Here is a 13,697-nt window from a genome sequence, read left to right as displayed (position 1 = left end):
CTCGCCACAAAGGCCCCAGCTTCAGGTTCGCGTCAGATCAGAAAACCGAGGCGTAATCGCCCAGTTCGACCTGTACCGATTTGATGCGTGTGAAGTTGTTCAGCGAGCTGATGCCGTTCTCACGGCCCACGCCCGACTGCTTGTAGCCGCCGACCGGCATCTTGGCGTCGGACTCGCCCCAGGCGTTGATCCAGCAGATACCGGCTTCCAGTTGATGAATCACGCGGTGCGCGCGGTTCAGGTCTTTGGTAACAACGCCGGCAGCCAGACCGAAGTCGGTGTCGTTGGCGCGACGGATCACTTCTTCTTCGGTTTCGTAGGTCAGGATGCTCATCACCGGGCCGAAGATTTCTTCGCGCACGATGGTCATCTCGTCGGTGCAGTCGGTGAACACGGTCGGGGCCACGAATGCGCCTTTGGCGAATTCGCCGTCGGTCAGACGAGCGCCGCCGCACAGCAGGCGAGCACCTTCTTCCTTACCTTTGGCGATGTAACCCAGCACGCTTTCCATGTGGGCGAAGCTGACCAGCGGGCCGAAGTTGGTGTTTTCGTCTTCCGGGTTGCCAACGCGGATGCGTGCAACGCGCTCAACGATCTTGGCTTCGAACGCGGCTTTCAGGTGGCTCGGGACGAACACGCGAGTGCCGTTGGTGCAGACCTGACCGGAGCTGTAGAAGTTGGCCATCATCGCGGTGTCGGCGGCGCGATCGAGGTCGGCGTCGTCGAAAATGATCAGCGGGGATTTGCCGCCCAGTTCCATGGTCACGTCTTTCAGCGTGGAGGCGGAAGCGCTGGCCATGACTTTCTTGCCGGTGTCGGTGCCGCCGGTGAAGGAGACTTTTTCGATGCGTGGGTGTTCGGTCAGCCAGGTGCCGACTTCACGGCCGCTACCGGTCAACACGTTGAACACACCAGCCGGCAGGCCGGCTTCGGTGTAGATCTCGGCCAGTTTCAGGGTGGTCAGCGAGGTGACTTCGCTTGGCTTGAAGATCATCGCGTTACCGGCCGCCAGGGCTGGAGCGGATTTCCACAGGGCGATCTGGATCGGGTAGTTCCACGCGCCGATACCGGCCACGATGCCCAGTGGCTCGCGACGGGTGTAGACGAAAGAAGTGGTGCGCAGTGGAATCTGCTCGCCTTCGATGGCCGGTACCAGACCTGCGTAGTATTCCAGCACGTCAGCGCCGGTGACGATGTCGACGTAACGGGTTTCGGAGTACGCCTTGCCGGTGTCCAGGGTTTCCAGGGCGGCCAGTTCATCGTTGCGCTCGCGCAGGATGTCGACGGCACGACGCAGGATGCGCGAACGCTCCATGGCGGTCATCGCAGCCCAGATTTTCTGGCCCTTTTCGGCACTGACCACTGCACGCTCGACGTCTTCCTTGGTCGCACGCTGTACGGTTGCGAGGACTTCACCGTTAGCCGGGTTGATGGCTTCGAAGGTGGCGTCGCTGCTGGCGTCACTGTAGCCGCCGTCGATGTAGAGTTTTTGCAGTTCGAAACGGGCCATAAAGTCCTCGCAAGTGCATAAGTTGGTTGGCGTTAACCACTGGGACGTGCCGTGTAGCGTTGGCGACGCTGATCAGTGGCGTTCAGGGGCTGAGCGGTTTTATGTGTGCTCTAACTCACCTGCTTGGCCAATTGGATATCCATGTATTCGTAAGCGATTCTTTGCGCCTGCTCGGTGTCGAAAGCATCTCCCGACAGCGCGCCGCGCAACCACAAACCGTCAATGAGGGCTGCCAGGCCCCGGGCGGCGCTGCGCGCTTGATCAAGCGGCAACGCACGGCGGAACTGGCAGCACAGGTTGGAATACAGACGGTGATCGTTGATCCGCTGCAACCTGTGCAAAGACGGCTGGTGCATGCTGGTGGCCCAGAAGGCCAACCAGGTTTTCATTGCCGGGCCATTGACCTGGCTGGCGTCGAAGTTGCCTTCGATAATCACCTGCAGATGCGCCCGTGGGCTGTCATCTGCCATCGCCTGACGGCGCGCGGTGACGTTCTCGCTGAGGACGCTCATCAGATACCGCATCGTGGCGGCGATCAGGCCATTCTTGTCCTGAAAATAGTGACTGATGATGCCATTCGAGACACCGGCCAAACGGGCGATCAGCGCAATGCTGGCGTCCCCCATGCCGACCTGATCGACGGCCTGAAGCGTGGCTTCGATCAATTGCTGGCGGCGGATGGGTTGCATACCGACCTTGGGCATCTTGCACATCTCCTTAGGCCTTCCGGTGGACGAAATACGGCTACCGGATTGAGGGCCAGTCTATTTTGTTTTGATTGAACGTTCAATCAACAAAGAATAAGATCTGCGACAATTCGTCGCTGCTTACAGATTTTTCCTACGTGTAAATGACGATAAACCGACATCCAAAAATGCTCGAAACCCATACGCAGACGCGTTCCAGGGGTTTCGGGCTTTTTTCGGGGTGTCTTTATATCACCCGCCGGTCGGCTGCCAACTAATCGATTGGTCGGGTACCGCGTTGCCTTGTGTTCTTCTCTCGCACTGCCCGGAGCATCTGTGCCATGAGTTCTGCCTCTCTAATAAAGACCCCACCCGAGAAGGTGATGGTCAACGGTTGGGTGTTCTACACCTCTACCGCGCTGATCCTGCTGTTGACCGCCATTCTGATCGTCGCCCCGCAAGAGGCCGGCAGAATGCTCGGTATTGCCCAGGCCTGGTTGTCCCGCAGCTTCGGCTGGTACTACATGGTGGTGATCGCCGCCTATCTGGTTTTTGTCGTCGGCCTGGCGTTTTCGTCTTACGGCAAGCTCAAGTTGGGCAGCAAGGACGATACCCCGGATTTCAGCTACGGCGCCTGGGCGGGGATGCTGTTCTCGTCGGGTATCGGCATCTCGCTGTTGTACTTCGGTGCGTCCGAGCCGCTGGACCATTACTTCAACCCGCCGGAAGGCGTCGCCGGCAGCAACCTTGCCGCACGCCAGGCAGTGCAGCTGACGTTCCTGCATTGGGGCCTGCATGGCTGGGCGATCTACGCCTTGGTCGGCCTGGCCGTGGCGTACTTTGCTTACCGTCATAACCAGCCGTTGGCATTGCGTTCGGCGCTTTATCCGTTGGTCGGCGAGCGTTGGGTCAAAGGCGCGGCCGGTCATGCGGTGGACGGCTTCGGCATGTTCGTGACCCTGCTGGGGCTGGTGACGAACCTGGGGATCGGTTCGCTGCAAGTCTCGTCGGGGTTGGAAAACCTGTTCGGCATGGCGCACAGCAACACCAACTTGCTGATCGTGATCATCGTGATGAGCACCGTGGCGACCATCGCAGCGGTGTCCGGCGTGGAAAACGGCATTCGTCGTCTGTCCAACCTGAACATCGTGCTGTTCAGCGGTCTGCTGATTTTCGTGCTGTTGTTCGGCCCGACTCTGCACCTGCTCAACGGCTTTGTGCAGAACATTGGTGACTACCTCAATGGCGTGGTGCTGAAGACCTTCGACCTCTACGTGTATGAAGGCGACAGTGAGAAGTCTGACCGCTGGCTGGGCCTGTGGACCCTGTTCTACTGGGCCTGGTGGATTTCCTGGGCGCCATTTGTCGGCATGTTCATCGCGCGTATTTCCCGTGGTCGCACGGTGCGTGAGCTGGTCGCCGGTGTGCTGCTGATCCCGCTGGGTTTCACCCTGGCATGGCTGTCGATCTTCGGTAACTCGGCCCTGGACCTGGTGATGAACCATGGGGCGGTGGAGCTCGGGAAGACGGCGCTGGAACAGCCATCGATGGCGATCTACCAGTTGCTTGAGCATTACCCGGCGTCGAAAGTTGTCATTGGCGTGTCGATTTTTGTTGGCTTCGTGTTGTTCCTGACCCCGGCGGACTCCGGCGCGGTGATGATGGCCAACCTTTCCTGCAAGGGCGGCAACGTCGACGAAGACGCGCCGCACTGGCTGCGGATTTTCTGGTCGGTGGTGATCACCCTGGTGACCATCGGTCTGCTGTTCGCCGGTAACTTCGAAGCCATGCAAACCATGGTGGTGCTGGCGGGGCTGCCGTTCTCGGTGGTGCTGGTGTTCTTCATGTTCGGTTTGCACAAGGCCATGCGCCAGGACGTGCAGATCGAACAGGAGCAAGCGGAACTGGCAGCGCGTGGTCGTCGTGGTTTCAGCGAGCGTCTGACCCAGCTGGATCTGCAGCCGAATCAGTCGATTGTTCAGCGTTTCATGGACAAACAAGTCAGCCCGGCGCTGGAAGAGGCCGTGGTTCAACTGCGTGGCAAGGGCCTGAACGTGCAAACGTTGCTGGGTAAAGCCAAGCGTTGCATGGGCCTGCGGATCGAGATGGAAGAGGGCAACCCTTTTGTCTACGAAGTGAGCCTGGACGGTTATCTGGCGGCGGCGAGTGAAGCGGTGTCGGCCGAAAGTGCCGATGAACCGCGCGCACGTTACTACCGCGCTGAGGTGTACCTGCACAACGGCAGCCAGGACTATGACTTGATGGGCTTCACTCAGGATCAGATCACCCGTGACGTGCTCGATCAGTTTGAAAGCCATCGGCAGCTGCTAGGCCGGGTTTATAGCTGAGGTTTGAGGTGATGCGGTGCAGTGAATGCACCGCATCTCCATTGTGGCGAGGGAGCTCGCTCCCGTTCGGCTGCGAAGCAGTCGTAGATCCTGGTTACGCGATCTATCTGAAATACCGTGGTGTCTGGATTGGGGTCGCTCCGCAACCCAGCGGGAGCAAGCTCCCTCGCCACAGTTGTCGGTATTCCAGACCTGATATCTGCACAAACAAAAACGCCGCGATCATCTCGCGGCGTTTTTGTGTCTGCTGTCTTGCTTACCCCAGGTTCTTGCCGAGCAGCGCGTGGTACAGCTCGCTGTCGCCCAGGATCCCGACCACTTTGTTGTTGTCGTGCAGCACCAGCTTGTTGCCGGTCTGGTAACGAATCTGCAGCGCATCGCGCATGCCGATGTTGGAGTCCACCAGCGTTGGTCGACGGCCCAGGGCTTCAACCGCTTGCCCAGGTATCCATTTCTGCAGGTCCAGGCTCGAGCCGTTCTGGCGCGCGCCTTTGATGGTGTTGCCTTCGGCCAGGTCCAGCCACGAATCGCCGCCCGGATCCAGGCACACCGAACCGTTGATGCGTTTGCAGTTGTCCAGGGTGCGCATCAGGCTGCGACCACACAATACGTTCAGCGGATTGGTGTGGGCGACGAAGGTGCGCACGTAATCGTCCGCAGGGTTCAGGACGATTTCTTCCGGCACGCTGTACTGGATGATCCGGCCGTCTTTCATGATCGCGATACGGCTGCCCAGCTTCAGGGCTTCATCGAGGTCGTGGCTCACGAAGACGATGGTCTTGCTCAGCTTGTTTTGCAGTTCCAGCAGCTCGTCTTGCAGGCCTTGGCGAATCAGCGGGTCGAGGGCCGAGAACGGTTCGTCCATCAGCAGGATGTCGGCGTCCATCGCCAGCGCACGGGCCAGGCCGACACGCTGCTGCATGCCGCCGGAGAGCTCATTGGGTTTCTTGTTGCGCCACTGGGTCAGGCCCACCAGCTCAAGCTTCTCGTCCACCAGTTTGCGGCGTTCTTTCTCGGGGCGACCCTGCATTTCCAGACCGAAGCTGATGTTCTCGCGCACCGTCAGCCAAGGCATCAGGGCGAACTTCTGGAACACCATCGCGATGCGCTTGGTGCGCATCATCTTCAGTTCCGCCGGGGTGCAGGACGCGATGTCGATCTGCCGGCCTTCGTGTTCGACGAACAACTTGCCACGGCTAACGGTGTTGAGGCCGTTGATGCAGCGCAACAGGCTGGATTTGCCGGAGCCGGACAAACCCATCAGTACGCAGATTTCACCTTTCTCGATGTCCAGGCTGGCCTTTTCGACACCGACGATTTGCCCGGTCTTTTTCAGAATCTCGTTGCGGGTCATGCCCTGGTCGAGCAGTTTGAGAGCGGCGCGTGGATCTTTGGAGAAGATCACGTCCACGTCTTCGAAGCGAATAATGCTCATGCGTCACCCCCTACTTTGGCTTCGGGTTGTTTGCAGATACGGTCGAGCATGATCGCCAGCAATACGATCGCCAGGCCTGCTTCGAAGCCCAGTGCGATATCAGCAGTGTTCAGTGCGTTGACCACAGGTTTGCCCAGGCCGTCGGCGCCCACCAGTGCCGCAATCACCACCATCGACAACGACAGCATGATGCACTGGGTGATACCGGCCGCGATGCTTGGCATGGCGTGGGGCAGTTCGATGCGCGAGAGCAACTGACGGCGCGAGCAGCCAAAGGCTTTGCCGGCGTCCATCAGTTCGTCCGGAACATCGCGGATACCCAGGTAGGTCAGGCGGATGGGCGCGGCAATCGCGAACACCACCGTCGAGATCAGACCCGGGACCACACCCAGACCGAAGAGGGTCAGGGTAGGAATGAGGTACACGAAAGTCGGTACGGTCTGCATCAGATCGAGCACCGGCCGCATCAGTGTGTAGAACATCGGTTTGTGCGCGGCGACGATACCCAACGGCACGCCGATCACTACGCAGACCAGGGTGGCGAACAACACCTGGGCGAGGGTTTCCATGGTTTCCTGCCAGTACCCCAGATTGAGGATCAGCAGGAAGGAGGCGATGACGAAAACGGTCAGGCCCCATTTGCGTTGGATGAAATGTGCCAGTAGTGCGATGAGGCCGATCAATGCCAGCGGGTTGAACCAGGTCAGCGCAAAAGTCACGCCGTGGATCATCGTTTCCAGTGACACGGCGATGGCGTCGAAGGTGCTGGCGCCGTGTTGCGTCAACCATTCAACGAAGCTCGCGATGTACTGGCCTAAGGGTATTTTCTGATCAATCAGCATGGTAGTGAACGTCCGCATGCAAGGAAATAAACAGCCCGGGCAGGCGAGCCTGCCCGGCGTAAGCGATTACTGCGCGAGCTTGGCTTTCACGGCCTCCAGGCCTGGTTTACCGTCAATGGTGGTCACGCCAGCGAGCCAGGTATCGAGCACCTGTGGGTTCTTTTTCAGCCAGGCCTTGGCGGCCGCTTCAGGCTTCATCTTGTCGTCCAGGATGTTGCCCATCAGCGTACTCTCCATGTCGACGGTGAACTCCAGGTTTTTCAGCAGTTGGCCGACGTTGCTGCACTCTTGGGTATACCCCTTGCGAGTGTTGGTCGCAACGGTGGCAGCACCGAAATCCGGGCCGAAGAAGTCATCGCCACCGGTCAAGTACTGAATCTTGAAACGTTTGTTCATCGGGTGCGGTGCCCAGCCGAGGAACACCACGGCGGTGTCGCGTTTTTGTGCACGGTCGACTTGCGACAGCATGCCCGCCTCGCTGGATTCGACGACTTTGAAACCGGCGGTTTTGAGACCGAAGGCGTCTTTGTCGATCATGCTCTGGATCAGACGGTTGCCGTCGTTGCCTGGCTCGATACCGTAGATCTTGCCGTCGAGTTCTTTCTTGAACTTGGCGATGTCGGCAAAGTCATGCAGCCCTTTGTCGTACAGCGCTTGTGGTACGGCGAGGGTGTATTTGGCACCTTTGAGGTTGGTGCGCACGGTTTCCACGGTGCCGGCATCCCGATAGGCCTTGATGTCGTTTTCCATGGTCGGCATCCAGTTACCCAGGAACACGTCCATGTTCTTGCCGTCGGCCAGGGACTTGTAGGTCACCGGCACGGAAATCATCGTGGTCTTGGTCTTGTAGCCGAGGGCGTTGAGCACAACGCTGGTGGTCGCGGTGGTCGCGGTAATGTCCGTCCAGCCGACATCGGAGAAGTTTACGGTGCTGCATTGGGCCGGCTCTGCGGCTTGAGCCAGGAACGGCAGACTCAGCATGGCGGCCAACAACAACGACGGGGAACCTTTCATAGGGGCGACTCCTAAGTGTTTTTTTTGGCAGTGTTCCGACTGGACCACCGCACTTATCTGTTGCGGTTGGATGGCGTTTTGGAGACAGCTCTACCACAGCGCCTTGCAATCGAGTCGATACGATCATGTACCAGTGAAAATCTGACGCCTACAGGGTGCGTCGTAACCAGTACAGGGATGGTCGCATCCAGTGTCGGTGACGTCGTTTACAGCTTTTTTCAGCCCGATTTGCCCCGCTGATCCGCAAAAAAACGGCGAAAACATTGCGTAAGAGACCTGCGGCGCTAGTGGGCATGAGTGCGTCGGTGTGAGACGTTGAACGACATGGTAAAAGCCTGATGATGCGGCCATCTCGACGGATTGCAGCTTGAGCGTAGCAGCTCCGTCACTGGGCGCTTTTGCGCCTGGAGCAGGCACATCCAGGAGTTCAGCAGTAATGGCTATCAGCGTTTTCGACTTGTTCAAAATCGGCATCGGCCCTTCCAGTTCGCACACCGTGGGGCCTATGCGCGCCGCGGCGCTGTTCGTGCAAGGTTTGCGCGAGCGGGGGCTTCTGGAGCAGGTGTGTCGCATCGAAGTTCAGCTATACGGATCGCTCTCGGCCACCGGCATCGGCCACGGCAGCGACAACGCGGTGATCATGGGGTTGATGGGCGAGTGGCCCGACGCGATCGATCCGTCGCAAATCGGCATCCGTATAGAAGCCTTGCGTGAAACTCACACGCTATTGCTCGACGGCCGCTTGTCGGTCCCGTTCATCTGGGCTCGGGACATGCGCCTGATCGACGAGAACCTGCCGTTCCATCCGAACGCCATGACCCTGGTTGCCGAAGGCGATCACGGCGAGCTGCATCGCGATACCTACTATTCCATCGGCGGCGGTTTTGTCGTCGACGAGGCGCAAGCTTCCAGCGGTGTGGTGGATCTGGATAACACCGTACTGCCTTACGACTTCTCCAGTGCCGTCGAATTGCTCAGCCTGTGCAAGAAGCACAACCTGCGCGTGGCCGAATTGATGATGGCCAACGAGAAAGTCTGGCGCAGCGAAGAAGAAATCCGCAGTGGCCTGATGAAGCTCTGGCGCGCCATGCAGGATTGTGTGGAGCAAGGCCTCAAGCACGAAGGCATCCTGCCCGGCGGTCTTAATGTGCGCCGTCGCGCGGCCAAGTTGCACCGCAGCTTGCAAGAGCTGAACAAGCCCAACGTGATCGGCTCGACCTTGAGCGCGATGGAGTGGGTCAACCTGTTCGCGCTGGCGGTCAACGAAGAAAACGCTGCCGGCGGGCGCATGGTCACGGCGCCGACCAACGGTGCGGCGGGGATCATTCCGGCGGTGTTGCACTACTTTATGAAATTCAGCGAGGCAGTGACCGACGCCAATGTGGTCGATTACTTCCTCAGTGCTGCGGCGGTAGGGATTCTGTGCAAAAAGAACGCCTCGATCTCTGGTGCCGAAGTCGGTTGCCAGGGTGAAGTCGGTTCGGCTTGCGCCATGGCGGCGGCCGGGTTGGCGGAGGTTCTTGGTGCCACGCCGGAGCAGCTGTGTAACGCGGCGGAAATCGGCCTGGAGCATAACCTCGGCTTGACCTGCGACCCGGTGGGCGGGCTGGTGCAGGTACCGTGCATCGAGCGCAATGCGATTGCTGCGGTGAAAGCGATCAACGCCGCGCAGATGGCGCTGCGCGGTGACGGCCAGCACTTTATCTCGCTGGACCGGGTGATCCGCACCATGCGTGATACCGGTGCCGACATGCACGACAAATATAAAGAGACATCGCGCGGTGGCTTGGCGGTTAGCGCGGTTGAGTGCTGAGACCGAGTTGACCTGTGGAGAGAGGGCAAGCCTGCTCTCCACAAAGACCTCATGTGCTACACCAGACCAGTCAAAACTGCGCACCAAGTGAACACGCGCACTAAAACGCGCCACCTTTTGGCGCGTCGCAAACAGGCAAGCCCGGCTCCCCGGTCGGGGATCAAATTCAAACCCTGACCGTTCGTCACCTGTGCCAGCGGTGACACTCTTGACCGCCGCGTCGCAGACCTGTTCCCACAAGTGCTACCGATTTGCTCACACGCAACGGGGGCACGGGTTTGGGGCCTTTGATGGCACTTTTAACCTCTTATCTCTGCGCGCCATATCTAGACGCATCGCGACGTCGTTTTCAGGAGTTATTGAACGCGCATTCAATTTAGGCATGGCAATTGCTCTGTCATTACAAAGCCCGTCTCCCACGCGAGAACGATGGCAATAAAAAGAGCCTCCGCCTGAGGCCATCACCCGCTTTGTGTGAGGAGATACCGCGATGACGACGTTCAACTCCGGGGCCCAACCCCAGAACCGTGCGCCTCAATCCATCGGCTTTCTGCTGCTGGACAATTTCACGCTGATTTCTCTGGCCTCCGCAGTAGAACCCCTGCGCATGGCCAACCAATTGTCCGGTCGCGAGCTGTACCGCTGGACCACGCTCACCGTCGATGGCGGTCAGGTCTGGGCCAGTGACGGCCTGCAGATCACCCCCGACGCCTCCATGCACAAAGCACCACCCATGGACACCGTCATTGTCTGCGGCGGCATCGGCATTCAGCGCACCGTAACCCGTGAGCATGTGTCGTGGCTGCAAAGCCAGGCGCGTCAGTCCCGTCGTCTCGGCGCGGTCTGCACCGGCAGCTGGGCCCTGGCGTGCGCCGGCCTGCTGGACGGTTTCGATTGCAGCGTGCACTGGGAATGTCTGGCCGCTATGCAGGAAGCTTTCCCGCGAGTGGCCATGAGCACCCGGCTGTTCACCCTCGACCGTAACCGGTTCACCAGCTCCGGCGGCACCGCGCCGCTGGACATGATGCTGCACCTGATCAGCCGTGATCACGGTCGTGAGCTGTCGGCCGCGATTTCGGAGATGTTCGTCTACGAGCGCATCCGCAACGAGCAGGATCACCAGCGCGTGCCGCTCAAGCACATGCTCGGCACCAACCAGCCGAAACTGCAGGAAATCGTGGCGCTGATGGAGGCTAACCTCGAAGAGCCGATCGATCTTGATGAACTGGCGGTTTATGTCGCCGTTTCGCGTCGTCAGCTGGAGCGGCTGTTCCAGAAATACCTGCACTGCTCGCCGTCGCGTTACTACCTGAAACTGCGCCTGATCCGTGCTCGGCAACTGCTCAAGCAAACGCCGATGTCGATCATCGAAGTGGCGTCGGTGTGCGGGTTCGTGTCCACGCCGCACTTCTCCAAGTGCTACCGCGAATACTTCGGCATTCCGCCGCGTGACGAGCGCGTAGGCTCCAATACCACGCAACAAGTGGCGATGATGCCGCTGCCGCAAGCCTTGGTGCTGTCGCCGTTGTCCGGGCCGCTGTCGGCGTTGAGCCAGGCGCGTAATGAATCGACGTTTGCCAGCGTAAGGCTCTAAACCAGGCAAACTATTGTGGCGAGGGAGCTTGCTCCCTCGCGACAAAGTGTTCACACCCCGGAAATCAGGCGCTATGGCTCTGTTGGTACTGCGCCAATGCCGGTAACAGTTGCTTGTCAATGGCCTGACGCACGGCCGGCTGGATTGACGCGCTGCTGGTGTACATCTGCTTGACCATGGTCCGCAGTTCCATTGCCCGCTCGTTGTTCAAACCCCGTACTGCGCATTCGCAGGCTTGCTCGGCGGTTGCGCCGGGGGGCACTGAAAACCCCAACGCTTTCAGCTGGCTCAACAGGTCTTCCTGGTCTATCAAATCGGCGTACATCATGACGCAATCCTTCTTCAGGGAACGGTGTCGTGGTTCGATTCTGGTAGGGGCTGTAGGCGTCGGCAAGGACGATTTGTCGCAATGGCCGCAATACCTATGAACAGGTCGTTTTCGGCTAACTTGCTAAGGATGGGAGTAGGCACACTGGACTCAGCTGACATCACGAAGGTTTGGTCACCCTCGCGCAACAGCTCCTCAACAGTACCCTCCTCAGCTCCGATCTTGTCACGGCTTGATCGGGGTTTTTTTTGCCTGCGAATCCAGAATTTGTGTTGTTTGTGCGGACGCCATCGCGGCGGTGCGGCGATCCGACAAGCCACGCTCCCACAGGGGGCGTGAGTAACCTGTGGGAGCGTGGCTTGCCCGCGATGAACGATGACGCGGTCTAGCGTTGTAAAACGAGAATGCGCGACAGCAATTCATCCCGGTCGACATAGCAACCCTGGAAATGCCGGGCGCCGGTGGCGGGGTCGAAGGCGTTGCGGGCGTGGAGGGTGCGGCGGTTGTCGAAGCACCACAACTCGCCGGGGTTAAGCCGTGTCATCACCCGGAAACGCGCCTCGCGGGTCATCGCAATGAAGCGCCGGTAAGCGCGATACAGCCTGGGCATCTGCTCCACTGAAGCATCGAATGGCCCGCGCAGAAAGTTCGCCATGCGGATTTCCGACACTTGCCCGAATGCATCCAGCGCGATGATCGGCGCCAGGCAGCGGTAGTCGCTGTGGCGGTCCTTGTTGCGGAACTCCACGGGGATTTCACACAAGGCTTGAAACGCCTCTGGATCTTCCTGACGCAAAGCTTGGGCGATGGCAAAACCGTCGACGAAAATACTCTCGCCACCGTCGGCGTCATTCACCAGGCAATGCAGAAATTGCAGCCCCGGTTGCAACTCCCGGGTCGGCAAATCGCTGTGCAGTGGCAGGTTGAAGGCGGTGTAGGCATTGCTGTCGGCATCGGCCTTGGATTGCACGTTGAACAGCACGCCGAAATTGCTCTCGCGGATGAACGAAATCCGTTGGGCGATCAGCTTCAGCGAGCCCGGCTCGGTGGGGACTCCGCGCACTTGAGTCAGGCCGATATCGCGCACGGCCAGCAGCCATTGCAACAAGGCGTCGTTGTTCTCCATCAGGGCCTGGTATTCGAACACTGGCAGCTGCAAATCGCTGTGCCAAAGCCTGGCTTTCGGTTTTCCGGCCTGGCGTTCGGCGCGGGACTCGTCGTCATAGGCATGGGCCCGCAGCCAGCCCGGATCGAAGCGGCTGAGGTGGCCATCCTGCCAATCGACGCACAGGCAGCCTTCATCATCGACCGTGGCGTTTTCAGGCATCAGGTGCTCTTCGACATCGACGATTTCCAGCACTTGCTCGCGCGTCACCGTGTAGACGCACTGTGGGCACGGGCAGTTGTCCCGCAGCCATTGATGATGAAAAGGGCTGACCCGACCGTCCGCCCACTTCACTTGAATTCGGTCCGCCAGGGTGTGCACGGCGGTCAACGCGCTGATCAATGGATAGGTGCGGAAATCGGCAAAAGCGGCGGCGGTGTTCATGGCGGGCTCCTTATTATTTTGGTAAAGCAATCACTCGGCCGATCCAGGCGGGTGCGGGCAAGTCGGTTTGATCGGCGACGATGGCCTGCAGCTTGCTCAAGGTTGCTTCGCTGAACGGTGCGGATCGCGGTCCGGCGAGGTCGACGTGCAGCAGCATTTGTTCATTGCCCGCCAGCTCCTTGTCACCGCCCACCAGATGCAGGCTGTGGTAGAGGTGCAGGCGCTTGCGGTCGTGGCCGATGATCTGCGTATGCACTTCGACGTCGGCATCGAGTTTCACTTCGTGCAGGTAATTGAGGTGCAGTTCGAGGGTAAACAGCGAGTGGCCGCTGGCCTCGCGGTTGTTGCTGTCCATACCCAGCCGGTCCATCAACGCGTCAGTGGCGTAGCTGAAAATCAGCAGGTAGAAGGCATCGCGCAGATGGCCGTTGTAGTCGACCCAGTCGGGGATGATTCTGGTTTGGTAGGTGGTGAGGGTGGGCATGGTGGAACTCCACAGATAATCGCTGGTGTACACATGTGTGGCGAGGGAGCTTGCTCCCGCTGGACTGCGAAGCAGTCCCAAAACCGGTGGATGC

At 59.4% G+C, this 13,697-nt stretch carries 11 protein-coding genes; 3 read left to right on the top strand and 8 right to left on the bottom strand.

Going from position 1 to position 13,697, the window contains the following annotated elements; translation table 11 throughout:
* Nucleotides 1–37 precede the first annotated feature (37 nt).
* Together betB and betI are read right to left on the bottom strand one after the other, a co-directional pair.
* Nucleotides 38–1,510 (bottom strand): betaine-aldehyde dehydrogenase, encoded by a 1,473-nt coding sequence (gene betB / locus PGR6_RS26465; protein WP_018928768.1) that lies wholly within the window; start codon nucleotides 1,508–1,510, stop codon nucleotides 38–40.
* Nucleotides 1,511–1,620: 110 nt separating this feature from the next.
* Nucleotides 1,621–2,214 (bottom strand): transcriptional regulator BetI, encoded by a 594-nt coding sequence (gene betI / locus PGR6_RS26460; RefSeq protein ID WP_018928769.1) that lies wholly within the window; start codon nucleotides 2,212–2,214, stop codon nucleotides 1,621–1,623.
* A 380-nt stretch (nucleotides 2,215–2,594) separates the two neighbouring features.
* Between betI and PGR6_RS26455 the strand changes: the two genes are divergently transcribed.
* The gene (locus PGR6_RS26455; protein ID WP_231508959.1) at nucleotides 2,595–4,544 is read left to right on the top strand and encodes a BCCT family transporter; all 1,950 of its coding nucleotides are present in this window, start codon (nucleotides 2,595–2,597) and stop codon (nucleotides 4,542–4,544) included.
* Between the two features lie 256 nt (nucleotides 4,545–4,800).
* On the opposite strand, the gene choV is transcribed toward PGR6_RS26455, so the two are convergent.
* The 3 genes from choV to PGR6_RS26440 form a co-directional block, all read right to left on the bottom strand.
* A complete protein-coding gene (gene choV / locus PGR6_RS26450) occupies nucleotides 4,801–5,979 on the bottom strand; it encodes a choline ABC transporter ATP-binding protein (protein WP_018928771.1) in 1,179 nt (392 codons plus the stop codon).
* A complete protein-coding gene (gene choW, locus PGR6_RS26445) occupies nucleotides 5,976–6,821 on the bottom strand; it encodes a choline ABC transporter permease subunit (RefSeq protein ID WP_018928772.1) in 846 nt (281 codons plus the stop codon). The genes choV and choW overlap by 4 nt, the downstream gene beginning before the upstream one ends.
* A gap of 66 nt (nucleotides 6,822–6,887) precedes the next feature.
* Complete coding sequence (locus PGR6_RS26440) at nucleotides 6,888–7,835, bottom strand: choline ABC transporter substrate-binding protein (RefSeq protein ID WP_018928773.1); 948 nt, start codon at nucleotides 7,833–7,835, stop codon at nucleotides 6,888–6,890.
* 436 nt (nucleotides 7,836–8,271) lie between these two features.
* Between PGR6_RS26440 and PGR6_RS26435 the strand changes: the two genes are divergently transcribed.
* Nucleotides 8,272–9,648: an L-serine ammonia-lyase gene (locus PGR6_RS26435; protein WP_018928774.1), complete on the top strand. Its 1,377-nt coding sequence runs from the start codon at nucleotides 8,272–8,274 to the stop codon at nucleotides 9,646–9,648.
* Between the two features lie 490 nt (nucleotides 9,649–10,138).
* Entirely contained in the window at nucleotides 10,139–11,242 is a 1,104-nt protein-coding gene (locus tag PGR6_RS26430) for a GlxA family transcriptional regulator (protein ID WP_007975492.1), read from the top strand.
* A gap of 64 nt (nucleotides 11,243–11,306) precedes the next feature.
* On the opposite strand, the gene PGR6_RS26425 is transcribed toward PGR6_RS26430, so the two are convergent.
* The 3 genes from PGR6_RS26425 to PGR6_RS26415 all read right to left on the bottom strand — a co-directional run bounded on the left by PGR6_RS26425 (nucleotide 11,307) and on the right by PGR6_RS26415 (nucleotide 13,603).
* On the bottom strand, nucleotides 11,307–11,570 hold the full coding sequence (locus PGR6_RS26425; protein ID WP_019580667.1) for a hypothetical protein: 264 nt from the start codon (nucleotides 11,568–11,570) through the stop codon (nucleotides 11,307–11,309).
* A gap of 385 nt (nucleotides 11,571–11,955) precedes the next feature.
* Entirely contained in the window at nucleotides 11,956–13,119 is a 1,164-nt protein-coding gene (locus PGR6_RS26420; protein ID WP_064620860.1) for a gamma-butyrobetaine dioxygenase, read from the bottom strand.
* Nucleotides 13,120–13,132: 13 nt separating this feature from the next.
* A complete protein-coding gene (locus tag PGR6_RS26415) occupies nucleotides 13,133–13,603 on the bottom strand; it encodes a thioesterase family protein (protein ID WP_064620857.1) in 471 nt (156 codons plus the stop codon).
* Nucleotides 13,604–13,697 lie beyond the last annotated feature (94 nt).

The organism is Pseudomonas sp. GR 6-02 (assembly GCF_001655615.1).
Classification (GTDB): Bacteria; Pseudomonadota; Gammaproteobacteria; order Pseudomonadales; family Pseudomonadaceae; genus Aquipseudomonas.
This window is presented reverse-complemented; position numbering and strand designations above follow the sequence as displayed.